We start from the raw sequence: 23,281 nt of genomic DNA on the forward strand, positions 1-23,281 counted from the left end.
CTCATGGCATCGGGGAGGCGCACTGCGGTCGTCATGCCCGTACGTTAACACTTGAACTTTGAGATCCTCAAAGCTGTTCTTTGAGGTGTGCGGAGCCCCTCGTCGCCTGCGAAACGCAGAACACCCCGGTCAGGAGCCTTCGAGGCTCATGACAGGGGTGTGAGCTGTGAGGAAGCTTACCCCGACGCAAGCGTCGGCTCCCTGGAGCGGCTACGCCGCGCGCATTTATGCCGCGTCCTCCTGCGAACGGGCCGCCTCCAGGCGGCCCTTCGCCTTGTCGACCTTCGTCACGATCTGCTCGGACATCGCGTCGCGCTGCTTGCGCAGCAGGACGAAGCTGAGCGGCGCGGAGACCACGATGGACAGCAGCAGCACCCACAGCAGGTTCGAGTCGCCGAGTCCGCGCGGCAGGACGCCGGCGTAGACCAGGCCCCACAGGGCGAGGAAGCAGCCGACGAACACGCCGAGCCGCATGAGGGTGTACCGGAGGGTGGCTGCACCCGTGCCGTTGGCGGACACGACGGCCCCTTTCTGTGGACTACGAACAGTGAAACATGTGCCGAAATCGATCAATTCAGCGGGAGGAGCATGATGACGTCGTCCCGGTCGTCGCCCTCGGCCACCCGGATCGCCGCCGGGACTCGCCCGACCTCCTTGTAGCCGCAGGCCGCGTAGAACGCGTCCGCGCCCGTGCCGCCCCGGCAGGTGAGGCGGATCGCGTCGATCCCCTCGAAGCCGCGGACCTCCCGCTCGACCGCGGCCATCAGGTCGCGTCCGTACCCCTTGCCCTGGTGGGAGGGGTGGACCATCACGGTGTACGCCCAGACCCAGTGCCGCATCAGCCGGTGGGTGTTGTACGTGACGAAGGCCGTCGCCGCGACCGCGCCGGCCCCGTCGTACCCGACGAGCAGCCGGGTCCGGCCCTCCGCCATGGCCACGAGGTGGGCGTCGAGGGACGGGCGTATCTCCTCCGGCGTCACCGGCGGGACGAACCCGACCGCGCCGCCGGCCCGGGACACGTCGGCCCACAGCCGCAGGACGCCGTCCTGGAGGGCGGCGTCCACGGCGGGGTCCAGCTCGAAGGTCAGCGCCACAACGTCAGACGCGCATCGGCTGGGGCGACTCGCGCAGTCCGGCGTCCGGGCCCGGGTACTCGCGGATGACCTCGTACCGGGTGTTGCGCTCGACCGGGCGGAAGCCGGCGTCCTTGATCAGCTCCAGGAGGTCTTCCCGGGTGAGCTTGTTCGGGGTGCCGTAGTCGTCGGCGTCGTGCGTGATCTTGTACTCGACGACGGAGCCGTCCATGTCGTCCGCGCCGTGCTGGAGCGCCAGCTGGGCGGTCTGCACGCCGTGCATCACCCAGAAGACCTTGACGTGCGGCACGTTGTCGAAGAGCAGCCGGGAGACCGCGAAGGTCTTCAGGGCCTCCGCGCCGGTCGCCATCGTGGTCCGCGCCTGGAGCCGGTTGCGGATCTTGCCGTCCTTCATGTCCACGAAGTCGTGCTGGTACCGCAGCGGGATGAAGACCTGGAAGCCGCCGGTCTCGTCCTGGAGCTCGCGCAGCCGCAGCACGTGGTCCACGCGGTGGCGCGGCTCCTCGATGTGGCCGTAGAGCATGGTGCACGGGGTCTTCAGACCCTTCTCGTGCGCCAGGCGGTGAATCCGGGACCAGTCCTCCCAGTGGGTGCGGTGGTCCACGATGTGCTGCCGGACCTCCCAGTCGAAGATCTCGGCGCCGCCGCCGGTGAGCGACTCCAGGCCGGCCTCGATCAGCTCGTCGAGGATCTCGGAGGCGCTGAGCCCGGAGATGGTCTCGAAGTGGTGGATCTCGGTGGCCGTGAAGGCCTTGAGCGAGACGTTCGGCAGCGCCTTCTTCAGCTCGCTCAGCGACCGCGGGTAGTAGCGCCACGGCAGGTTGGGGTGGAGCCCGTTGACGATGTGCAGCTCGGTGAGGTTCTCGCCCTCCATCGCCTTGGCGAGGCGGACGGCCTCCTCGATGCGCATCGTGTACGCGTCCTTCTCGCCCGGCTTGCGCTGGAACGAGCAGTACGCGCAGGAGGCGGTGCACACGTTCGTCATGTTGAGGTGACGGTTGACGTTGAAGTGGACCACGTCCCCGTTCTTGCGGGTCCGCACCTCGTGGGCCAGCCCGCCGAGCCAGGCGAGGTCGTCGGACGCGTAGAGCGCGATGCCGTCCTCGCGGCTCAGCCGCTCACCGGCGAGCACCTTCTGCTCCAGCTCCCGCTTGAGCCCAGCGTCCATTTGCCGCCGCCTCCCATGTCTCCGAAATCAGGCTCCACCACCGTACTCGCTGGACCCTCAGGCCTCGGGCGGCAGGTCCCCGACGCGGTTCTCCCACTTGGTGGAGAGCACGATCGTGGTGCGGGTCCGCGAGACGCCCTTGGTGCCGCTGAGCCGGCGGATCGTCTTCTCCAGGCCGTCCACGTCGTTGACGCGGACCTTGAGCATGAACGAGTCGTCGCCGGCGATGAACCAGCAGTCCTCGATCTCGGCGAGGTCCTTCAGCCGGCGGGCCACGTCCTCGTGGTCGGCGGCGTCGGAGAGGGAGATGCCGATCAGCGCGGTGACGCCGAGGCCGAGCGAGGCGGCGTCGACGGTGGCGCGGTAGCCGGTGATGACACCCGCGGCCTCCAGGCGGTTGATGCGGTCGGTGACGGAGGGGCCGGAGAGCCCGACGAGGCGGCCGAGCTCGGCGTACGAGGCCCGGCCGTTCTCCCGGAGGGCCTGGATGAGCTGCCTGTCCACGGCGTCCATAGGTCTGAAGCCTTCCATTGTCCAGCGATACCGCGAGTTTAGGTATAGAATCTAAGGTACACAGGGGTCGACACCCTGTGAATCTTTCAGCTGATCAAAGACGATCTTTCAGGAGTGGTGTTCACCGTGTACACGATCGAGATGGCCTACGCCCGTATGCGCGAGCTGCAGGACCTGGCCAACCGCTCGCGTGCCCACCAGCCGGCCGCCTCGAAGCGCGCGCGGAACAAGCGCGCCGCCAAGAAGCGCTAATCGACACGAGAGCCGCCTCCCAGCTCTCCCTTCCACCGGCGGTACAGCACGTGCGGCACCCCTGCCGCGTCGAGCGCCCGCCCGGCGACGAAGTCCACCAGATCCTGGATGTGCGTCGCCCCCGCGTAGAACGCCGGCGAGGCGGGCAGCACCACTGCGCCCGCCTCGTCCAGCGTCACCAGGTGCTTCAGCGTCTGCCCGTTCAGCGGGGTCTCCCGCACGGCGACCACCAGCGGCCGGCGCTCCTTCAGCATCACGCTCGCCGCCCGCTGCAGCAGGTCCTTCGACAGGCCCAGCGCCACACCCGCCACCGCGGCCGTCGACGCGGGCACGATCAGCATCCCCTTCACGGGGTACGAGCCCGAGGACGGCCCCGCGGCCAGATCGCCGGCCGCCCAGTACCGCACGTCGTCCACCGGCACGTCGAACGCGTCCGGCTTCCCGTCCGCGCCCCGCGCCAGCCAGGTCCTCAGGTCCTCGCGCCAGTGCGCGTCCCGGAACGAGATCCCGGTCTCGTCGAGCAGCGTCAGCCGCGAGGCCCGCGAGACCACCAGGTCCACGCTCTCCCCCGCCGCCAGCAGCCCCCGCAACACCGCGGCGGCATACGGCGTCCCGGACGCCCCGGACACCCCGACCACCCAGGGCCGGCGCTTCTCCCCCGCCTGCTGATCCACTTCCCGCTCCACGCCGTCGAGACTATCCGGCACGACTACAGGGTGAGCCCGCGCACCAGCAGGTCCAGCAGGGCGCACACGAACAGAGTGATCCCGATGAAGCCGTTCGTGGTGAAGAACGCCCGGTTGAGCCGCGACAGGTCGTGCGGCTTCACGATGGTGTGCTCGTAGCAGAAGGCCGCCACGACGATCACCAGGCCGAGCCAGAAGAACAGCCCCGCGTCCGTCGCCAGCGCGTACCAGACCAGCAGCGCCGTGGTCACCGCCGCCGAGGCCCGCGCGCCCCACAGGGCCGCCGGGATGCCGAAGCGGGCCGGCACCGACATGACGCCCTCGGCGCGGTCCGCCTGCACGTCCTGGCAGGCGAAGATCAGGTCGAAGCCGCCGATCCAGATGCCCACCGCGAGACCCAGGATCACGGCGTCCCACGACCACGAGCCGGTCACCGCCAGCCAGGCCCCGATCGGGCCCATCGACTGCGCCAGGCCCAGGATCGCGTGCGGGAAGTTCGTGAACCGCTTCCCGTACGGGTAGACCACCATCGGCACCACGGCGAGCGGCGCGAGCGCCAGGCACAGCGGGTTCAGCAGCGCCGCCGCGCCCAGGAAGACGACGACCGCGATGCCCGCCCCGGTCCACGCCGAGCGCACGGACACCGCGCCGGTCACCAGCTCCCGGTTCGCGGTGCGCGGGTTACGCGCGTCGATCTCCCGGTCGATGATCCGGTTGCAGGCCATCGCGAAGGTCCGCAGGCCCACCATGCACACCGTCACCAGGAACAGCGTCCACCAGTGGATCTTCCGGTCCAGCTGGAACATCGCGGTGAGCGAGGCGATGTACGCGAACGGCAGGGCGAAGACCGAGTGCTCGATCATCACCAGGCGCAGGAACGCCTTCGTCCGGCCCGGCCGCGCGCCGGGCACCGCGGCCGTGGTCACAGCCCGTACTCCTTCCAGCGGCGGTCCACGAGCGCGGCCGTCGCCGGGTCGGACTCCACCATGTCCGGCCAGCCGCCGTCCCGGGTGTAGCCCTCCTCGGGCAGCTTCCTCGTCGCGTCGATGCCCATCTTGCCGCCCCAGAACTGCTGGTAGGAGGCGTGGTCGAGGTGGTCGACCGGGCCTTCGGTGATCAGTACGTCGCGTGCGTAGTCGACGTTGCCGAGCGCCCGCCACGACACCTCGTGGTAGTCGTGCACGTCGCAGTCCGCGTCGACGACCACGATCAGCTTCTCCAGGGAGAGCATGTGCGCGCCCCAGATCGCGTTCATGACCTTCTGCGCGTGCTTGGGGTACTTCTTGTCGATCGAGACGATGATGCAGTTGTGGAAGCCGCCCGACTCGGGCAGGTGGTAGTCCACGATGTCCGGCACGATGATCTTCAGCAGCGGCAGGAAGAACCGCTCCGTGGCCCGGCCCAGCGGGCCGTCCTCCGTCGGCGGACGGCCGACCACGATCGACTGCAGCAGCGGACGCTTCCGCATCGTCACGCAGTCGATCTTCAGGGCGGGGAACGGCTCCTGCGGCGTGTAGAAGCCGGTGTGGTCGCCGAACGGGCCCTCCGGCAGCATCTCGCCGGGCTCCAGCCAGCCCTCAAGGACGACCTCGGCGTCGGCCGGCACCTGCAGCGGCACGGTCTTGCAGTCGACCATCTCGACCCTCTTGCCCTGCAGGAAGCCCGCGAACAGGTACTCGTCGATGTCCTCCGGCAGCGGCGCGGTGGAGGCGTACGTGACGGCCGGCGGCGCGCCGAAGGCGATGGCGATCGGCAGCTTCTCGCCGCGCCGGGCGGCCACCTGGTAGTGGTTGCGGCTGTCCTTGTGGATCTGCCAGTGCATGCCGATGGTGCGCTTGTCGTGGCGCTGCAGCCGGTACAGACCGAGGTTGCGGATGCCGTTCTCGGGGTGCTTGGTGTGGGTCAGGCCCAGGTTGAAGAACGAGCCGCCGTCCTTGGGCCAGGTGAACAGGGCCGGCAGCTTGTCCAGGTCGACGTCGTCGCCGGTGAGGACGACCTCCTGCACCGGGGCGTTCTCGGACTTCACCTTCTTCGGCGGTACGTGCGCCATCGCGCCGAGCTTGCCGAAGGCCTCGCGGACGCCGATGAAGCCCTTGGGCAGCTCGGGCTTGAGCAGCCCGGCGACCTTGTCGCTGATCTCGTCGTAGGACTTCAGGCCGAGTGCCTTGAGGAGCCGGCGGTCGGTGCCGAACACGTTCATGGCCAGGGGCATCGAGGAGCCCTTGACGTTCTCGAAGAGCAGCGCCGGGCCCCCGGACTTCTGGACCCGGTCGACGATCTCCCCGACCTCCAGGTACGGATCGACTTCGGCCTTGATGCGCTTGAGGTCGCCTTCGCGTTCCAGAGCCCTGAGCAGCGAGCGGAGATCGTCGTAAGCCATAGGGGCAAGTATCGGTCACGGGCTAGGCTGGAGTTGTCACCGGGGCCGTTCGAACACGCCCCGCCATCGCTTTCAGGGGGCTGTCCCGCATGCTCAGGGCGTTGATGTACATCCTGCCGCTGGCACTGACGATCTACGCCGTCATCGACTGCCTCAACACCCCCGAGGACGAGGCGCGGCACCTCCCCAAGATCGCCTGGATCTTCATCGTCCTGCTCTTCTGGATCGTCGGCCCCATCGCCTGGTTCGCCGCCGGCAAGGTGCGCAACCCTCCCGCGAACGGCCGTACGCCCTCCGAGTGGCACCGCAACCACCGGCACGAGTGGGTCGCGCCCGACGACAACCCCGACTTCCTGAAGTCCCTGCGCGAGGACAACAAGAAGGACGAGTCGCTCCTCAAGGACTGGGAGGCGGACCTGCGCCGCCGCGAGGAGGAGCTGAAGAAGCGCGAACAGGACGGGGACGGCGGCGAGAAGTCCTGACGTGGAACTGCGGCTGCTGGTGACCTTCGAGAAGGTCGCCGCCGTGCTGTCCTTCACCCGGGCGGCCGCCGAGCTGAAGTACGCGCAGTCCAGCGTCACCGGCCAGATCAGATCGCTCGAGTCCTCGCTCGGCGTGGAGCTGTTCGAGCGACTGGGCAGCCGTATCCGGCTCACCGAGGCCGGGGAGCGGCTGCTGCCGTACGCCCGGCGGATCATCGAGCTCGACGCTGAGGCGCGGGCCGCGGTCACCGGGCCCGACGAGCCGGCCGGCACGATCGCCGTCGGCACGATGGAGTCGCTGACCTCGTACCGGCTGCCGCCGCTCCTGGAGCTGTTCCACCACCGCTACCCGAAGGTACGGCTGACGCTGCGGCCCACGCTGGGCGACGAGACCCGGCAGGCGCTGCTCCGGGGCACGTACGACCTGGGGTTCCTGATGGAGCGGGAGACGGAGCACGCCGGTCTGGAGTCCGAGGTGCTGGCGCAGGAGCCGCTGGTGCTGGTCGCGGCGCCCGGGCATCCGCTGGCCGGGCGGACCGGCCTGACGAACGCGGACCTCGCGGCGGCGGCGCTGGTGGGCACCGAGCCGGGCTGCCCGTACCGCGATCTGTTCGAGGACGAGTTGCGGGAGTGGACGCCGCCGTTCATGGAGTTCGGCACGATCGAGGCGTCGAAGCGCGCGGTGGCGAGCGGGCTCGGGATCGCGCTGCTGCCCCGGATCGCCGTCTGTGAGGAGCTGGCGTCCGGGGCGCTGGCGGCGCTCGACTGGGCGGCGCCGTTCACGCTGTTCACGCAGATCGCGTGGCGGCGGGGGAAGCAGCTGCCGGAGCATGTGCGGCTGTTCGTGGAGCAGGCGCGGCGGCTGGTGTCCGAGCAGCAAGGGTGACCTTCAGGCTGGCCAGGACGATCAGCGGGACGCCGAGCGCCTGGACGAGCCCGATGTGGTGTCCGTACACCGCCCAGTCGGCGAACATCGCGACGGCCGGGTAGGTGAAGGCCAGCACGGCGATCTTCGCAGTGGGCAGCTTCTGGTAGGCGGCGTACATGAGGACGTACATCAGCCCCGTGTGGACGAGCCCGAGGCCGGCGAGCCACGCCCAGCCCGCACCGACCCCGGCCACGTCCGTCGCGTCGACGAAGGGCAGCAGCAGCGGAAGCCCCACGAGTACCTGCACGAGCGCGACGAGGTGCGGCCGGACGCCGGTGATCCGCTTGGTGACGATCGTCGACAGCGCGTAGAGCACGGCGGCGCCGAGCGCGAGCCCGAGTCCCTTGAGGGAGGCGGTGTCCCCGGGCCGTATGCCGGACACCAGCACGAGGCCGACGAAGGCCACCCCGAGCCAGCCGAGCCTGGCGGCGGTGATCCGCTCCCGGAACAGGACGGCACCGAAGACCACGAGGAAGAACGGCTGGGTGTGGTAGACGACGGTGGCGAAGGAGATCGAGGTCGCCTCGTACGCCTCGAACAGGAACACCCAGTTGAAGACGATGAACACCCCGCCGAGCGCGGCGAGTCCGAGCTTCCTCGGCGTGAACCCGTGCCCGGTGAAGTACCCCCGGGCGAGGCTGTACGCACCGAGCGCGACGGCCCCGAAGAGGCACCGGAAGAACACCACGGTGAAGGGCGCCGCGCCGGACTCGACGACGAAGATGCCGAGGGTGCCGGAGAGCACCATGGCGAGGGTCAGTTCGACGGTTCCCCTGGTCTCGTTTCTCATGCCGCCGACGCTACGGACGGCCCCGTCGGCGGGTCCACGAGCCAGTGGGGCGACCTCCCGATGGGGCCATCGGCGCGGCCGATGACCCCGTCGCCCCGGACGACGACGGCGGCCCCTACGTCACTTCTTCGCCGCGCCGACGGCCCTCGCTGACGGCTTCCAGCAGTGCGGTGAGACTCTCGTTGTGCGGAGTGGGAACGCCCAGGCGGGCGCCGGCGCGCACCACCGCACCGTTACGGGCGTCGTACTCCAGCTCACGGCCCGCCAGCCGGTCCCACAGCATGCTGCTGCCGGATTCGGCGGACATCGAGCGCAGCGTCGCGATGACCCGGTCGGCCAGATCCGGGGGAAGGTCCGCGCCCGACGCGGCGGCCACCTGCCGCGCCTCCTCCACCAGCGCGCGGCCCAGCCGGGCGATGCCCGGATGGGCGAAGACCGGCATGCGGCGCATCGTCAGGGCGGTGATGGCGCCGTTGGCCACGTTCTGGCACAGCTTCGCCCAGGCCGCCGTCACGAAGTCCTCGGTCGTCGCCACGGCGATCCCGCTGCCCTGGCACAGCACGGCGAAGTCCGCGCCGTCGTCGCCCTCGGGCACCACGATCCGCGGTCGGCCGAACAGCCGGATGTGGCCCCGCCGCAGCGACTCCGCCGAGATCTCCACCACGGCGGGAAGGATGCCGGCGTCGCCCACCAGCGGCGCGACCCGCTCCACGTGCTCGACGCCGTTCTGCAGCACCGCGACACGGGTGCCCGCACCGCACAGCCGCTCCAGCCACGGAGCCGCCCCGGCCGTCTGGTGGGCCTTGGTCGCCAGCACCACCCAGTCGACGGCGGACACCAGAGACGGGTCGAGGACCTCCCGGACGGGCGCCTCCTGAACCCCCCCGTCGGGCCCGTCGATCCGCAGCCCGTCCAGCGGCGACCGCAGGCACGCCGTCACCTCGAGCCGCCCCGTCGAGGCCAGCCCGGCGGCCACCACGCCGCCCACCGCTCCCACACCGACCACCGCAACACGCGTCATGATCGCCGAGCCTACTCGTGGGTATCCAACTGGTGTGGCCACACCGCCCCTTTGCCTGTCAGGGCACGGGCTACTCCGGGGCCCCCAGCTGGTCTACGTCGCGGTGGCCGACCACATCGCCGCCCGTATCACGGCCGGTGAACTGACCCCGGGCGCACGCCTGCCGGCAGAGCGGGACCTCGCCGAGGAGTACGGCGTCGCCTACCTGACAGTCCGCCGCGCCGCCCGGGTCCTGCGCGAGCGGGGCCTGATCCTGACCGTGCACGGCAAGGGCACGTTCGTCGCCGATCCGCTCCCGACGGATGAGGGTCAGGACGACGTGTGATCCCCCCGCCCCGCCGGGGAAGAGTCCCCCCGTGGACATCGAACAGGCACGGCGGTGGCTCGGCACCGCCCTCGACGAGGCGCGGGCCGGGCGGGACGAGGGCGGGGTCCCGATCGGGGCCGCGCTCTACGCGGCCGACGGGGCGCTGCTCGGGCGGGGGCACAATCGGCGGGTGCAGGACGGGGACCCGTCGCTGCACGCGGAGACCGCCGCCTTCCGGGCGGCCGGCCGGCAGCGCTCGTACCGGGGGACGACCATGGTGACGACCCTGTCGCCGTGCTGGTACTGCTCCGGCCTGGTGCGGCAGTTCGGGATCTCGCGGGTGGTCGTCGGGGAGGCGGAGACCTTCCACGGCGGGCACGACTGGCTGACCGAGCACGGGGTCGAGGTCCTCGTGCTCGACGACCCCGAATGCACCACGCTGATGCGGGAGTTCATCGCGGAACAGCCCGCCCTGTGGAACGAGGACATCGGCCATGAGTGAAGCGAACCTCCCCCTCATCGACCTCACCCAGGACCCCGCCCCGCAGCTCCCCGCCGTCGACCGCGCCCTGCGCGAGGCGGGGTTCCTGCTGGTCACCGGACACGGGGTGGACCCCGACCTGCGGGCGGCGATCCGGGACGTCTCCCGCCGGTTCTTCCACCTCCCGGCCGCCGTGAAGGAGCCGTACGCCGTACGGGTCGGCGGCCGGGGCTGGCTGGGGCCGGGCGCGGAGGCCAACGGGTACGCGGAGGGCACGGTGACCCCGCCCGATCTGAAGGAGTCGCTGTCGTTCGCGGCGGACGAACCGACCGGGAACCCGGCGGTGGACGCCGAGTGGTTCCTGCCGAACGCCTGGCCCGCCGAGGTGCCGGAGCTGCGGCCCCTGGTGGAGGAGTACCTGCGGCAGATGCAGGGGCTGTCCGACCGGATCCTGGACCTCCTCGGCACCGCGCTCGGCGAGGACGCCGACTTCTTCACCAGGCACACGCACCACCCCACCTTCGGCTTCAACGTCAACTGGTACCCGGGCCGGGAGCGGCTCGGCGACCCGGAGCCGGGGCAGTTCCGGATCGGCCCGCACACCGACTTCGGCACGGTGACCGTCCTGGACCGGCAGGCCGGCAAGGGCGGGCTGCAGGTGTACACGGACGCCGGCGGCTGGCAGGACGCCCCGTACGACCCGACCGCCTTCACCGTCAACATCGGGGATCTGATGGCGGGTTGGACGGGCGGCCGGTGGCGCTCGGGCCGGCACCGGGTGCTGCCGCCGCCGGCCGACGCGCCGGAGGAGGAGCTGATGTCGCTGGTGTACTTCTACGAGTGCGACCCCGGCACCACCATCCACGGCATCGAGTCGCACGGCTATCTGCGCGCCCAACTCGACGCGATCACAACCGGGTGACAACTCGCGCACTCTCTGTACGAAAGAGTGGCATGTTCCCAACACCCGCTCGATAAACTGGACTTGACGCTGTGGCGGGGGATGTCCAGGGGGTGGCGGTGGACAGAGAGCTGTACGGCCGCGAGGCGGTCCTGTCGGAATCCGGGCTCGCGGCCCGGCTGATCGGCCTCAGCCCGTACGGTTTCGCCCGCGTCCCGTTCGAGCACGGCGACGACCCGCCGGTCACCGTCTTCACCGGCGGCCGCGGCATGGGCAAGACCGCGCTGCTCAAACAGCTCCGCAACGCCTACCGGGAGGCCACCCCGCTCGCGCTGCTCGACTGCGCGCGCATCGAGGCGCCCGCCGACCACGGCCCCGGCTGGAACCCGCTCACCGGCGCGCTCGGCGAACTGGCCGTGCAGCTGTCGCCGAAGGTCCACGCGGCCAAGCCGGTGCAGTTCCCGCGGCTGTCCCTCGGGCTGGTCGCCGTCGCCTCGATCAGCTGGGCCCAGGACGACGACGAACGCGCCCGGCGCGACCTGCAGCGGCTCGGGCCGGTGCTGTCCACCGTCGACGCCACCAAGGGCGCGGCCGCGAACTGGGTCACCAAGGTGCTGTCCAAGCTGGCCGCCCGCGCCGCCGAGACCACCGCGCCCATGGCCGGACTGCTCGCCGAGGCGACCGTGGAGACCGTTCTGGAGGAGGTGTTCGGCCGCTTCCAGCAGCGCGCCGACTCCTTCTACGGCGCGTACCGCAACGCCGGCGGCCGCGGCCGCGCCGGGCTGCAGCAGCTCGCGGTGGACTTCGAGCAGGGCGGCCGGCGCCGCCGCGAGGCCGAGGACTTCCTCGTCGGCGCACTGGTCGAGGACCTCGGCCGCGCGTACACCGGACTCACCCGCGCCGGCACCCGCCGCGGCCGGCCCGTCCTTCTGCTCGACAACGCGCACGAACCCCTCGGCCGCCGTCTGATCGAACCGCTGCTGCGGGCCCGCGCCGACGGCCGCCGCGACCGAGTCGTCGTCCTCGCCGCCTCCCGCGCCCACGAGCACGAGGCGCTGCGGCACGCCACCCGGCTGCGGCTGCCGGAGACGGCGCACCGCGCGCCCTGCCCGCGCGGCACGGACGTCACGTCCGGCATCCTCGCCGTCGGCCTCACCCCGCTCTCCGCCGCCCAGACCCAGTCCGCGTTCGACCGGCTCGACCCGGCCGGCCGGACCCCCGCCGACCTCGCCCGAGGCGTCCACCGTCTCACCGGCGGCCGGCCGCTCGGCGTCGCCCTGCTCGGCCGGGCCGCCGCCGAGGCCCCCGCCGCGCAGCGCGCCGCGCTCACCCCCGCCGCCCTGCTGGACCTGACCGTGGAGCTGCGCGAGGACAGCGCGCCCGTCCCCGTCGCCGCGACGCTGCTCAAGGAGCTCCTGCCGCAGCTGCGGCGCGGCCCGCTCGCGGTGCTCGCCGCCGCCCACGACGAGGACTCGGCCCGGATGCTGGCCCGCACCCGGCTGCGCGCCGAGGCCCCCGACGGCGACCTCGTCCTCGCGGTCCGCGACCGGCTGCGCGCCGAGGACTGGCCCGAGGGCCCGGAACACTTCGTCGCCGACCCGCTGCTGCGCGCCCTGCTGCTGCACCGGCTCCGCTTCCACGACGGCGACGCGCCCGCGTACGCGTCCTGGCGCGCCGTCCACGAGACCCTGCGCCAGTACTACGGGCCGGCCCCCGCCCCGTACCGGCTCCACCACGACCTGGCGCTCGGCGGCACCGAGGAGACCGTGACCCATCTGCGGGTCACCTTCCCCGCGCCGGACGTGCACGACTGGCTGCGCCGGCTGCGGTTCCTCGCCTCCGCTCCGTACCCGCGCGTGCAGCACCGCCCCGGCGCCGACCCGCGCCGCGCGGTCGCGCTGGGCCGCGAGCCGGCCGGGCCGCTGCCGGGCGGCCTCGACGACGACGACATCGAGCTGCACCTCTGCCTCGGGCGGCTGCTGCACGCGCTGTGGCTGCTCACCGACCCGCTGGCACTGCCCGACGACGAGGTGGCCGACAAGCTGGCGCACGAGCTGCGCCAGCTGTCCGGCCGGCACCTCACCGGCAACAGTCCGCTCTGGGACGCGGCCACCCACTGGCCGAGGGACATCCGCGCCTGGCGGGCGATCGCCGTCCCGCCCGGCCGGGAGGACGGAGTCTGACGACCATGCCCAACCGGCTGCGCTACCGCGTCTTCTACACCACCCGCCAGAAGATCGTCACGTCGGTGCTCGCGCTGATCGTGCTGGCCGCGGCCGTCACGTACACGGTCGACCGGCTCACCACCCCGGAGGACCGTTCCTGCGCCGCGGGCGTCGAGCGGCCCGCGGGCAGCTCCGAGTGCATCGGCGTGAACGGCGACGGCCACGCCTTCGGCGTCCCCGCGCTCGCCGGGGCCGCCGCCGCGATCGCCCGCGAGAACGAGACCCTCAAGCCCGGCACGTACGCCACCGTCGCCCTGCTGCTGCCGCTGACCTCGCCCGACTCCGGGACGCGGATGAAGGTGCTGCACGAGATACAGGGCGCGTACGCCTACCAGTGGCGCGCCAACCACGCCTCCAACGACCAGACCCCGAAGATCCGCCTGGTCCTCGCCAACACCGGCAGGGGCAGCGCCCGGTGGCGGCCCGTCGTCGAGCGGCTGAAGACGATGACCGGCGCCCCGGACCGGCTGCGCGCCGTCTCCGGCGTGGCGACCAGCTCCACGCCCGTACGGGAGGCGGTGACCGCGCTGACCGGGGCGGGCATAGCCGTCGTCGGCACCACCATCACCGCCGACGACCTCGCCAACGGCCCCGGCCGCACGCCCTTCCCCGGGCTCGCCCGGGTCTCCCCCACCAACTCCGACGAGGCCAAGGCACTCGCCCACTTCGGCAAGGTCGACGCGGCCAAGGCGCTGCTCGTCCAGGACACCCGCTCCGGCGACCACTACACCGACACCCTGAAGGCCGCGTTCGCCGCCTCCCTGAAGGGCGCCCCGTACGAGCCGCAGCTGTTCACCTCGCCGCCGGACGCCACCGACGAGGGCACCACCGCGAACACCTTCCGCCAGATCACCCATCTGATCTGCGACACCCGCGCCGAGACGGTGTTCTTCGCCGGCCGGCACACCCAGCTGCGGCAGTTCATCAACGCGCTCGGCGACCGCGGCTGCGCCGAGCGGCACTTCACGGTGCTGACCGGCGACGAGGGCTCGTACCTGGGCGCGGACGGCCGGCTGGACCGGGACGCCCTGAAGGCCCGGCTGACCGTGCGGTACGCCTCGCTCGCCCACCCGGACGCCTGGAAGCCGGCCCCCGGCCGGCCGGTCCCGGCGGCGGGCGGCTCCACGGCCGACTACGACCGGTTCCTGGCGGACCTGGTGGCCGCGGGGCTGGAGCCGGTGGCGTTGCAGGACGGGCAGGCGATCGTCGCGTACGACGCGATGGCGACGGCCGTGCACGCGATACGCCAGGCCACCGGCGAGGGCGCGCACTACCCGGCGCCGGCCGACGTGGCGACGCAGTGGCCCCAGGTGAAGGGCTCGCTGCGGGTGCGCGGGGCGAGCGGCTGGATCTGTCTGGACAACCACGGCAACCCGTACGACAAGGCGGTGCCGATCGTGGAGCTCGCCCCGGACGGCTCGCAGCGATTCGTGCAGCTCGCCTGGCCGGAGGGCCGTCCGCCGGCCGCGGACTGTCTGCCGCCGAAACGGGGGTGAGCGGGCTCAGGGGGTGAGCGGGACGCCCCCTACGGCTCCCATTTCGGCCAGGGCGCCTCGTCCCGTTCGTACAGGTCGCGCAGCTGCTGCCAGCGCTCGGCGGTCCACAGCCGCCAGTCCGTCGGCTGCCCGTCCAGGGCCCGCGCGAGCCGCTCGAAGTGGTCGTGCCAGCCGGCCAGCGTGTCCAGCTTCTCCTTGCGCGTGCCGTGGAAGGCGTTGGTGAAACGCAGCACGGTCGACGCGCCGCCGGGGCCCTGTTCCAGGTGGAACCGGATCCGTCCGTGCGGCGGGTCGACCGTGTACTCGGCCACCACCTCCGGGTCCCAGGCGGTCACCCGCCCGGAGACCACGGTGGGCCCGTTGAGCCAGCGCAGCGTCACCGCCCCGCCGAGCCGTGGTTCCAGCGGGTCCGCCGCGCACAGCCACTGCGGCAGGCCCTCCGGTGTGGCGACGGCCGCCCAGACCGCGATCCGCGGGTGCGGCAGGTCCAGGGTGAACCTCAGGGTGTGCTCGTCGCCGTCCTGCGTCATGCCGATGCCGTGAGAGATCGCCTGGGTCATACCTCCAGCGTCGCGCGGCGGCCCGCGGGACGCGAGCTCACACGACGCCGCAGGTCAGACGCCCGCGTACGAGTGCTTCGAGCTGACGAAGATGTTGACGCCGTAGTAGTTGAAGAGGAAGCAGGCGAAGGCGATCAGCGCGATGTACGCGGCCTTGCGGCCCTTCCACCCGGCGGTGGCGCGGGCGTGCAGGTACGCCGCGTAGCCGACCCAGGTGATGAAGGACCAGACCTCCTTGGCGTCCCAGCCCCAGTAGCGGCCCCAGGCGTCGCCGGCCCAGATCGCGCCCGCGATGATCGTGAACGTCCACAGCGGGAAGACGGCCGCGTTGACCCGGTAGGCGAACTTGTCCAGGCTCGCCGCGGCGGGCAGCCGCTCCAGGACGGAGCGGGCGAAGGAGCCCGGGTTGCCGCCGGTCGCGAGCTTGTTCTCGTACGAGTCGCGGAACAGGTACAGCAGCGTGGCGACCGCGCCCAGGTAGAACACCGCGCCGCAGAAGATCGCGGTGGAGACGTGGATCCACAGCCAGTACGAGTGCAGCGCCGGCACCAGCTGGTCGCTGTCGGTGTACAGCCAGGTGGTGGCGATGCCCAGGTCGAGCAGGACGGTGGTGACCAGCGCCAGGCCCATCCAGCGGACGTTCTTCCGCGCGGCCAGGAAGCCCAGGTACGCGCCGACGGCCACCGTGGAGAAGGTGATCGAGAACTCGTACATGTTGCCCCAGGGGGCCCGCTGCACGGACAGCGCGCGGGTGACCACGCCGGCCGCCTCGACCAGGAACGCCAGCGCGGTCAGCGAGACCGCGATCCGGCCGTACAGGTCGCCCTTGACGGTGCCGCCGGCCGCGCCGGGGCCGTCCGGGACGTCCCGCGCGCCGGCGGCGGCGCGGGTGACCACCTTCGGCTTCTCCAGGACGGCCGTGCCGCCCTTGACCTGCACGGTCACTTTGGGGGCCGGGGCGGCCGCGGCGGGCTGCTCCGTCAGCGCGGCGGCCGTTCGGCCGACCTTGCTGCGGCTGCCGAAGACCCACTCGGCGATGTGCGCGAGGAAGGCCAGGGTGTAGACGGCCATGGAGGAGTAGATGAGCACATTGCTCATCTCCGCCAGGCTCTCGTTCGTGGCGGCGGCGAGATTCACTTGTTCTCAGGCCTTTCTGCCTCGGCAGGTTCAGCGGGTTCAGCAGGTTCCGGCGCGGTCGGCGCCTTCGCGTTGAGCGTGACCGCCAGATCGGCCAGCTCCTCCGGGAGCTTGGCCGACTCGCTCCGGCCAAGACCCGCCATCTCGACGACGGTGATGCCGTCGTCCCCCCGTACGGCCCGGACCCAGATCCGGCGCCGCTGGATGAACAGCGACCCCGACAGTCCGGCGATCGCGGCCAGCGCACCGGCCAGCGCGAGCCCGTTGCCGGGCTGCTGCGAGACCTGGAAGCTGGCCCACTCCTTGATCTCCTTCTCGAAGGTGATCGAGCCGGCCCCGTCGGGCAGCGTCATGGTCTCGCCGGGCAGCAGGCGCTGGGCGAGCTTGTTGCCGTTCTTGTCCGTGAACTGCTTCATCCGGGACTTGTCCAGCTGGTACACGTTCTGCGGCAGTCCGCTGTCGACCTTCAGGTCGCCGATGTAGCCGGTGAGCGCCATGACCGGGAAGTCCAGGGCCGGGAACTGGGAGAACATGTTCCCCTTGCCCGCGCCCGCGAACGTCGGCACGAAGAAGGCCTGGAAGCCCAGCTGCTGCTTCGTGCCGTTCTTGTCGCGGTAGCCGTCCATCACCTTGATCGCACCGGTCGAGGTGATGTTGTTGTCGATCGGCAGCAGCGGCACCGCGCCCTTGAAGACCTCGTTGCCGCGGCCGTCCCTGACGGTGACGACGGGCGCGTACCCGTGGGCGATCAGATAGACCTTCGAGCCGCCGACCTTCAGCGGCTCGTTGACCCGGACGATCGCCTTCCGCTCCTTGCCGCCGGCCTCGAAGTACGTGACGGCCGCCTCGAAGGTGCGGGGGGTGCCGCGCTGCGGGCCGCCCTTCTCGTACGTGCCCGTGAACGAGTCCAGCGTGAAGCCGAACGGCTCCAGGTCGTGGGTGCTGAACTGGGAGCCGGACTTGAAGTCGTCGTACTGGGTGAGCGTGTTGGAGAAGCCGTCGCCCTCGACGATCAGCTTGCCGCCCTCGGACTTGAACAGCTGGCCCCAGGCGAAGGCCACCAGCATCACGATCAGCGCCAGGTGGAAGGCCAGGTTGCCGACCTCGCGCAGGAAGCCCTTCTCCGCCGCGACCGCGTCCAGGTCCGCATGGGCGCGGAACCGGCGCGACTTCAGCAGCTCGAGCGCGGCCGCACGGACCTGCTCCGGCTCGGCCTCGGTGCGCCACGTGGTGTACGCGGGCAGGCGGGTCAGCCGCTTCGGCGCGCCCGGCGGGCGGCTGCGCAGCTGGCCGACGAACTGCCAGGTCCGCGGCACGATGCAGCCGATGAGGGAGACGAACAGCAGGATGTAGATCGCGGAGAACCACACCGAGCTGTACACGTCGAACAGCTGGAGCTTCTCGTAGACCGGCGTCAGCGTCGGATGCGCGTCCTTGAACTGGGCGACCTTCAGCTCGTCCGCCGCGGTCTGCGGGATGAGCGAGCCGGGCACCGCGCCGAGCGACAGCAGGAACAGCAGGATCAGGGCGACCCGCATCGAGGTCAGCTGCCGCCAGAACCAGCGCACCCACCCGACGACGCCGAGCGTGGGCCCGCCGAGGCCGGTGTCCTCCTTGGGCGCGGTGGACAGCTGGGCCCCGGCCGCACCGAGGTCCTGCTGCTCACCGGCGTCGGTCGCGCCCGTCGGCTCTGTCTTGCTCATGGACTAGATCCCCACCGTGAAGCCGTTGGTCCAGGTCTGCATCGCGGAGACCATGCTGTCCCACGCACCGGTGAGCAGCAGCAGGCCGGTCGCGATCATCATCACTCCGCCGATCCGCATCACCCACGCGTAGTGCCGCTTCACCCAGCCGAACGCGCCGAGCGCCTTGCGGAAGGCGATGGCGGCGACGATGAACGGCAGGCCGAGACCGAGGCAGTACGCGAACGTCAGTATCGCGCCGCGGCCCGCGCTGGCCTGGTCGAAGGCCAGCATGTTCACCGAGGTGAGCGTGGGCCCGAAGCACGGGGTCCAGCCGATCCCGAACAGCGCGCCGAGCAGGGGCGCGCCGAGCAGCCCGGCCGTCGGCTTTCGGTGGAAGCGGAACTCGCGCTGGGTGAGCCAGGGCATGAGCCCCATGAAGAAGACGCCCATGAGGATCATGAGCACGCCGAGCACCTTGGAGAGCACGTCCTGGTAGCTCTGCAGGGTCTGCCCGAAGAAGCCGAAGAGGGCGCCGCCGGAGATGAAGACGGCGGTGAAGCCGAGCACGAACAGGGACGCCCCGGCGACCATGCGGCCGCGGCGGGCCTCGGCGAGGTCGGTGCCGCTGACCCCGGTGACGTAGCTCAGGTAGCCGGGGACGAGCGGCAGGACGCAGGGCGAGAAGAACGAGACGAGTCCGCCGAGCAGGGCGATGGGCAGCGCGAGGACGAGGGCTCCGCTGTAGACGGTCTCGTTGCGGCCGAGTTCGGCGGCGAGGTGGAGCACGGGGTCACTTCTCCGCGATCAGCGGAGCGATCATCGACCGGAGCTTTTCCTCGTTGAGGGCCATGAGGGAGCGCGCGGCGATCTTCCCGTCCTTGTCGAGGACGACGGTGGAGGGAATGGCCTGGGGGTTGAGCGTGCCCTTGGGGAAGCCGTTGAGGATGATCCGGCCGGCGGGGTCGTACAGGCTCGGGTAGCCGACCTCGTACGCCTTCTCGAACTCGAGGGCCGGTTTGATGTTGGCGTCCCGGGTGTTGATGCCGACGAACTCGACGCCCTTGGCCTTGAGCTCCTCGGACACCTTCGCGAAGTGCGGCGCCTCGGCCCGGCAGGGCGGGCACCACGAGCCCCAGACGTTGAGGACGACGACCTTGCCCTTGAGGGCGGCGACGTCGAGCTGCTTGCCGTCGAGCGTCTCGCCCTTGATCGCGTTCGGGGCCTTCCGCTCGCCCTTGGCGACGGTGGCGATACCGCCCGTGTTGGTGACGAAGTTGGTGTCGCCGCCTCCGCCGGACCTGCCCTTGTCGTCCGAGGAGCAGGCCGAGAGCGCGAGTGCCGCCGTCAGGGTCGCGACGGCGAGCAGGGTGCGACGGGGTGCACGGCGGTAGCTCATGTGAAAAGTTTCGCATGGGTGTTTCGCCGATCTTGGGCACCCCCCTACGTGCCCGGAAAGCCCCTTGTCAAGGGTGCTTAAGCGGGCGCGTCGGGGGGGCGGTGCCGGCGGCGGGCTCGGCGTCAGGCGGCGGCCGTGAGGAACGCGTTCCAGCCGCCCGCGGGCTTCTGGCCGACGTCGAGGGTGCGCAGCTTGGCGAGGATCTTCGGGTCCTGGACGTCGAGCCAGTCGGTGAACTGGCGGAACGACACGAGCCGGACGTCCTTCTTGCCGGCCATCCTCGTGAGCGCGGCCTCGACGGCGTCCATGTAGATGCCGCCGTTCCACTGCTCGAAGTGGTTGCCGACGAAGAAGGGCGCGCGGTTGGACCCGTACGCCCGGTCGAAGCCGGCGAGGAGGGCCCCGGTGGCCTGCTCGCGCCAGCCCGGGTAGCGCGAGGGCACGCCGCGGGTGGAGTTCTTGGACTGGTTGGCGAGCATGTTGTAGTCCATCGACAGCACCTCGAAGGAGTGCCCGGGGAACGGCACGGCCTGCAGCGGCAGGTCCCAGATGCCCTTGCGCTTCTCCGGCCACATCTGACGGCCGCCGGGCGAGCTGGCGTCGTAGCGCCAGCCGAGCCGCTTGGCGGTGGGCAGCAGATTGTCCTGGCCGAGCAGGCAGGGGGTGCGGCCACCGACGAGTTCCTTCGTGTAGTCGAAGGGCAGCGGGTCGACGTCGGTCCAGCCGCTGTTGGTCTTCCACTGGGTGACGAAGCCGACGGCCTGGTCGATCTCGTTCTGCCACTGGGCGGGGGTCCAGTTGCCGACGGAGCCGTGACCGCCGCAGAAGTGGCCGTTGAAGTGGGTGCCGATCTCGTGGCCGTCGAGCCAGGCCTGGCGGACGTGCTTCAGCGTGTCCTTGATGTGGGCGTCGGTGAGGTACCCGATGTCGGAGGCGCCGACGCGGTTGTTCGGCGGGCGGTAGAGGTGCTTCTTCGACTCGGGCAGCAGATAGATGCCGGAGAGGAAGAAGGTCATGGCGGCGTCGTGCTTCTTCGCGAGCTCCAGGAAGCGCGGGAACAGGCCGTTGCCGACCTCGCCGGCCCCGTCCCAGGAGAAGACCACGAACTGCGGAGGCGTCTGACCCGGCTCCAGCGGCACCGGCTTGGCGGGCTGGCGGGGCTGCGGACCGGTGTCAGCGGTGGAGCCGTCCCCGATGAGCTTGACCGGCGGCGCGCTGGGGCTGGGGACGCGCGACGGCTGCCCACCCTTACCCGACCCGGAATGCCCTGATTTGTTCCTGTTGTTGGAGCTGCACCCGGCGACGCCGAGGGCGGCTGCGGCGCCAACCCCCGCCCCCAGCAGACCCCTTCGACTGATCCCGCTCATTGCGCCCCCATCCACCCCTCGATATGACCAAAAGATCATCCAAACCGGCTAATGAGTGAGATGCGGGGAGGAACGCGGCGGTTCCGGCCGTTGGCGCAAAAGTTTCGGGGCGACCAGATGACTTTCAGGTCATCCGATCGCCCCGATCATGCCCCGGGAAGGTCAGGCTCCGAACGCTTTTGCCTTTCCCTTCACAGGTTTCGCACCCGCCAGCAAGTGCGCGGGCACCAAGTCACGGGCCGGCTCGCTGTATCCGACCGAAACGATCCTGTCGCCCTGGTACGTGAACGAGGTCAGCGAGGCCAGCGTGCACTGCCGGCGCCGCGGGTCGTGCCACAGCCGCCGCTTCTCCACGAAACTGCGCACGATCCAGATCGGCAGCTGATGGCTCACCAGCACCGCCTCATGACCGCGCGCCGCGTCCTTCGCCGACTCCATCGCGCCCATCATCCGCACCACCTGCTCCACATACGGCTCGCCCCAGGACGGCCGGAAGGGATTGGTCAGGTGCTTCCAGTTGCCCGGCTTGCGCAGCGCCCCGTCGCCCACGCCGAACGTCTTGCCCTCGAAGACGTTCGCCGCCTCGATCAGCCGCTCGTCGGTCTCCAGGTTCAGCCCGTGCGACTTCGCGATCGGCGCGGCGGTCTCCTGCGCGCGCTCCAGCGGCGAGGCCACCACATGCGTGACGTCCCGGTCCGCCAGGTGCTCGGCGACCCGGTCGGCCATCTGCCGGCCGAGCTCCGACAGGTGGTACCCGGCGCGGCGGCCGTAGAGCACGCCGTCCGGGTTGTGCACCTCGCCGTGCCGCACCACGTGGACGACGGTCATGTCCTGCCCGCTCATGCCGTGGCCTCCGCAGCCGCCCGGGCCGCCGCCGGCAGCGCCGCCGCGATCCGCTCCACGGCCCGCTCGTCGTGCGCGGTGGACACGAACCAGGACTCGAAGGCGGACGGCGGCAGGTAGACGCCGTCCGCCAGCATCGAATGGAAGAAGGCGTTGAACCGGAACGCCTCCTGCGTCTTCGCGTCCTCGTAGTTCCGCACCTCGTCGGCCGTGAAGAACACCGAGAACATGTTGGACGCGGTCTGCAGCCGGTGCGCCACGCCCTCCTTGGCCAGCGCGCCGGTCACCAGCCCCTGGATCTCCTTCGAGACCGAGTCGACCTTCTCGTACGCGGCCTCGTCGAGCAGCCGCAGCTGCGCCACGCCCGCGGCCGTGGCCACCGGGTTACCGGACAGGGTGCCGGCCTGGTAGACGGGCCCGGCGGGGGCGAGGTGCCCCATGACGTCCGCACGGCCGCCGAAGGCCGCCGCCGGGAATCCGCCGCCCATGACCTTGCCGAAGGTCATCAGATCGGGCTTCACACCGTCCACGCCGTACCAACCGGCCCGGCTGGTGCGGAACCCGGTCATGACCTCGTCGGAGATGAACAGCGCCCCGTTCTCGCGGCACACATCGGCGAGCCCCTGGTTGAAACCGGCCACCGGCGGCACGACACCCATGTTGCCGGGCGAGGCCTCGGTGATCACACAGGCGATCTCCCCGGGATGCGCGGCGAACGCGGCCCGCACGGCCTCCAGGTCGTTGTACGGCAGCACGATCGTGTCACCGGCCTGCGCACCGGTCACGCCGGGCGTGTCGGGCAGCGCGAAGGTGGCGAGCCCCGAGCCGGCCGCGGCGAGCAGCGCGTCCACATGGCCGTGGTAGCAGCCGGCGAACTTGATCACCTTGGCGCGCCCGGTGAACCCGCGGGCGAGCCGGATGGCGGACATCGTGGCCTCGGTCCCGCTGGAAACCAGCCGAACCTGCTCGACCGGCTCGATCCGGCCGACGATCTCCTCGGCCAGCTCGACCTCACCCTCGCCGGGCGTGCCGAACGAGGTCCCCCGGGCCACCGCGGCCTGCACCGCGGCCACCACCTCGGGGTGCGCGTGGCCCAGGATCATGGGCCCCCAGGAGCAGACCAGGTCGACGTACTCGCGACCGTCCGCGTCCGTGAGGTAGGGACCCGAGCCCGACACCATGAACCGGGGCGTGCCGCCCACGGCGCGGAAGGCGCGGACCGGTGAGTTCACGCCGCCGGGCGTCACGGCGGACGCGCGGTCGAAAAGCGTCTGTGAGACTGGGGCTTCGTATGAATACGGCACTGTGGTCCTGACCTGCGAGTAAGAAAAAGCGGCTGACGAACTGGGCTGACGGACTTGATCGGCGAACGGGTTCCGGCGAACGTGGCGTGATGAACTTGGACGCGAGTCACCCGGAATGCTCCCCGAATTACCCCGGGGCGTCCGCGTGCCGCGTCTGCGAAACTGGGACGTCATAGGGATGGCTCACGGAAACCATGGTGTCAGAGGCCCGGACGTTCTTGCGGAACAGGTGTTTCACCGCACGCGGGTGGGGGAGGTCACTGGC

The 23,281-nt window shown here is 71.0% G+C and carries 25 protein-coding genes; 8 read left to right on the top strand and 17 right to left on the bottom strand.

All coding sequences use genetic code 11. The features are described 5' to 3' along the window. Window positions 1–225: 225 nt before the first annotated feature. Genes ACGFMM_RS13760 through ACGFMM_RS13775 form a run of 4 tightly spaced genes read right to left on the bottom strand, consistent with a single transcriptional unit; the run spans window position 226 to window position 2,775 of the window. The gene (locus tag ACGFMM_RS13760) at window positions 226–519 is read right to left on the bottom strand and encodes a DUF4229 domain-containing protein (protein ID WP_393646168.1); all 294 of its coding nucleotides are present in this window, start codon (window positions 517–519) and stop codon (window positions 226–228) included. A gap of 50 nt (window positions 520–569) precedes the next feature. Continuing rightward, window positions 570–1,094, bottom strand: a complete 525-nt coding sequence (locus ACGFMM_RS13765; RefSeq protein ID WP_393646169.1) for a GNAT family N-acetyltransferase — start codon at window positions 1,092–1,094, stop codon at window positions 570–572. Between the two features lie 4 nt (window positions 1,095–1,098). Then, entirely contained in the window at window positions 1,099–2,262 is a 1,164-nt protein-coding gene (mqnE, locus tag ACGFMM_RS13770) for an aminofutalosine synthase MqnE (RefSeq protein ID WP_393646171.1), read from the bottom strand. 57 nt (window positions 2,263–2,319) lie between these two features. After that, the gene (locus ACGFMM_RS13775) at window positions 2,320–2,775 is read right to left on the bottom strand and encodes an Lrp/AsnC family transcriptional regulator (protein WP_393646173.1); all 456 of its coding nucleotides are present in this window, start codon (window positions 2,773–2,775) and stop codon (window positions 2,320–2,322) included. Between the two features lie 114 nt (window positions 2,776–2,889). Between ACGFMM_RS13775 and ACGFMM_RS13780 the strand changes: the two genes are divergently transcribed. After that, on the top strand, window positions 2,890–3,027 hold the full coding sequence (locus ACGFMM_RS13780; RefSeq protein ID WP_393646175.1) for a hypothetical protein: 138 nt from the start codon (window positions 2,890–2,892) through the stop codon (window positions 3,025–3,027). Here the strand turns inward: ACGFMM_RS13780 and ACGFMM_RS13785 are convergent. The 3 genes from ACGFMM_RS13785 to ACGFMM_RS13795 are packed head-to-tail and all read right to left on the bottom strand — an operon-like array spanning window position 3,024 to window position 6,093. Next, window positions 3,024–3,734 (bottom strand): UbiX family flavin prenyltransferase, encoded by a 711-nt coding sequence (locus tag ACGFMM_RS13785; protein WP_393646177.1) that lies wholly within the window; start codon window positions 3,732–3,734, stop codon window positions 3,024–3,026. The genes ACGFMM_RS13780 and ACGFMM_RS13785 overlap by 4 nt on opposite strands. A gap of 2 nt (window positions 3,735–3,736) precedes the next feature. After that, window positions 3,737–4,639: a menaquinone biosynthesis prenyltransferase MqnP gene (gene mqnP / locus ACGFMM_RS13790; protein ID WP_393646179.1), complete on the bottom strand. Its 903-nt coding sequence runs from the start codon at window positions 4,637–4,639 to the stop codon at window positions 3,737–3,739. Beyond that, entirely contained in the window at window positions 4,636–6,093 is a 1,458-nt protein-coding gene (locus ACGFMM_RS13795) for a menaquinone biosynthesis decarboxylase (RefSeq protein ID WP_393646181.1), read from the bottom strand. The genes mqnP and ACGFMM_RS13795 overlap by 4 nt, the downstream gene beginning before the upstream one ends. Before the next feature lie 89 nt (window positions 6,094–6,182). Here ACGFMM_RS13795 and ACGFMM_RS13800 point away from each other — a divergent pair, with 89 nt between their 5' ends. Next, window positions 6,183–6,575, top strand: coding sequence for a PLD nuclease N-terminal domain-containing protein (locus ACGFMM_RS13800; RefSeq protein ID WP_393646183.1), 393 nt, complete (start codon window positions 6,183–6,185; stop codon window positions 6,573–6,575). Between the two features lies 1 nt (window position 6,576). Beyond that, complete coding sequence (locus ACGFMM_RS13805) at window positions 6,577–7,461, top strand: LysR family transcriptional regulator (protein WP_393646185.1); 885 nt, start codon at window positions 6,577–6,579, stop codon at window positions 7,459–7,461. On the opposite strand, the gene ACGFMM_RS13810 is transcribed toward ACGFMM_RS13805, so the two are convergent. Both ACGFMM_RS13810 and ACGFMM_RS13815 read right to left on the bottom strand, forming a co-directional pair. After that, entirely contained in the window at window positions 7,364–8,293 is a 930-nt protein-coding gene (locus ACGFMM_RS13810) for a DMT family transporter (protein WP_393646187.1), read from the bottom strand. The genes ACGFMM_RS13805 and ACGFMM_RS13810 overlap by 98 nt on opposite strands. Before the next feature lie 115 nt (window positions 8,294–8,408). After that, on the bottom strand, window positions 8,409–9,314 hold the full coding sequence (locus ACGFMM_RS13815; RefSeq protein WP_393646189.1) for a 2-dehydropantoate 2-reductase: 906 nt from the start codon (window positions 9,312–9,314) through the stop codon (window positions 8,409–8,411). An 88-nt stretch (window positions 9,315–9,402) separates the two neighbouring features. On the opposite strand from ACGFMM_RS13815, the gene ACGFMM_RS13820 reads away from it, so the two are divergent. From ACGFMM_RS13820 to ACGFMM_RS13840, 5 genes are all read left to right on the top strand, one after another. After that, window positions 9,403–9,639 carry a winged helix-turn-helix domain-containing protein gene (locus tag ACGFMM_RS13820; RefSeq protein WP_393646321.1) on the top strand — a complete coding sequence of 79 codons (237 nt, stop codon included), beginning with the start codon at window positions 9,403–9,405 and terminating at the stop codon, window positions 9,637–9,639. Beyond that, window positions 9,617–10,123, top strand: a complete 507-nt coding sequence (locus ACGFMM_RS13825) for a nucleoside deaminase (RefSeq protein ID WP_393646191.1) — start codon at window positions 9,617–9,619, stop codon at window positions 10,121–10,123. The genes ACGFMM_RS13820 and ACGFMM_RS13825 overlap by 23 nt, the downstream gene beginning before the upstream one ends. After that, window positions 10,116–11,024 (top strand): isopenicillin N synthase family dioxygenase, encoded by a 909-nt coding sequence (locus ACGFMM_RS13830; protein ID WP_393646193.1) that lies wholly within the window; start codon window positions 10,116–10,118, stop codon window positions 11,022–11,024. The genes ACGFMM_RS13825 and ACGFMM_RS13830 overlap by 8 nt, the downstream gene beginning before the upstream one ends. A 98-nt stretch (window positions 11,025–11,122) precedes the next feature. Next, complete coding sequence (locus tag ACGFMM_RS13835; RefSeq protein WP_393646195.1) at window positions 11,123–13,186, top strand: hypothetical protein; 2,064 nt, start codon at window positions 11,123–11,125, stop codon at window positions 13,184–13,186. A gap of 5 nt (window positions 13,187–13,191) precedes the next feature. Beyond that, window positions 13,192–14,724: a hypothetical protein gene (locus ACGFMM_RS13840; protein ID WP_393646197.1), complete on the top strand. Its 1,533-nt coding sequence runs from the start codon at window positions 13,192–13,194 to the stop codon at window positions 14,722–14,724. Window positions 14,725–14,753: 29 nt separating this feature from the next. Here the strand turns inward: ACGFMM_RS13840 and ACGFMM_RS13845 are convergent, their stop codons facing one another. From ACGFMM_RS13845 to hemL, 8 genes are all read right to left on the bottom strand, one after another. Next, window positions 14,754–15,284: an SRPBCC domain-containing protein gene (locus ACGFMM_RS13845; RefSeq protein WP_393646199.1), complete on the bottom strand. Its 531-nt coding sequence runs from the start codon at window positions 15,282–15,284 to the stop codon at window positions 14,754–14,756. A 54-nt stretch (window positions 15,285–15,338) separates the two neighbouring features. Continuing rightward, window positions 15,339–16,421, bottom strand: a complete 1,083-nt coding sequence (gene ccsB, locus ACGFMM_RS13850; RefSeq protein ID WP_393646201.1) for a c-type cytochrome biogenesis protein CcsB — start codon at window positions 16,419–16,421, stop codon at window positions 15,339–15,341. Next, complete coding sequence (locus ACGFMM_RS13855; RefSeq protein ID WP_393646203.1) at window positions 16,418–18,124, bottom strand: cytochrome c biogenesis protein ResB; 1,707 nt, start codon at window positions 18,122–18,124, stop codon at window positions 16,418–16,420. The genes ccsB and ACGFMM_RS13855 overlap by 4 nt, the downstream gene beginning before the upstream one ends. A gap of 3 nt (window positions 18,125–18,127) precedes the next feature. After that, window positions 18,128–18,892, bottom strand: a complete 765-nt coding sequence (locus ACGFMM_RS13860) for a cytochrome c biogenesis CcdA family protein (RefSeq protein WP_393646205.1) — start codon at window positions 18,890–18,892, stop codon at window positions 18,128–18,130. Window positions 18,893–18,896: 4 nt separating this feature from the next. After that, entirely contained in the window at window positions 18,897–19,502 is a 606-nt protein-coding gene (locus tag ACGFMM_RS13865; protein WP_393646207.1) for a TlpA family protein disulfide reductase, read from the bottom strand. 122 nt (window positions 19,503–19,624) lie between these two features. After that, window positions 19,625–20,869, bottom strand: coding sequence for a hypothetical protein (locus ACGFMM_RS13870; protein ID WP_393646209.1), 1,245 nt, complete (start codon window positions 20,867–20,869; stop codon window positions 19,625–19,627). A gap of 162 nt (window positions 20,870–21,031) precedes the next feature. Beyond that, entirely contained in the window at window positions 21,032–21,712 is a 681-nt protein-coding gene (locus ACGFMM_RS13875) for a histidine phosphatase family protein (RefSeq protein ID WP_393646211.1), read from the bottom strand. Continuing rightward, on the bottom strand, window positions 21,709–23,016 hold the full coding sequence (hemL, locus tag ACGFMM_RS13880) for a glutamate-1-semialdehyde 2,1-aminomutase (RefSeq protein WP_393646213.1): 1,308 nt from the start codon (window positions 23,014–23,016) through the stop codon (window positions 21,709–21,711). Before hemL ends, ACGFMM_RS13875 begins: the two co-directional genes overlap by 4 nt. Between the last annotated feature and the right edge of the window lie 265 nt (window positions 23,017–23,281).

It is taken from the genome of Streptomyces sp. NPDC048604, from assembly GCF_043199435.1.
Lineage (GTDB): Bacteria > Actinomycetota > Actinomycetes > Streptomycetales > Streptomycetaceae > Streptomyces.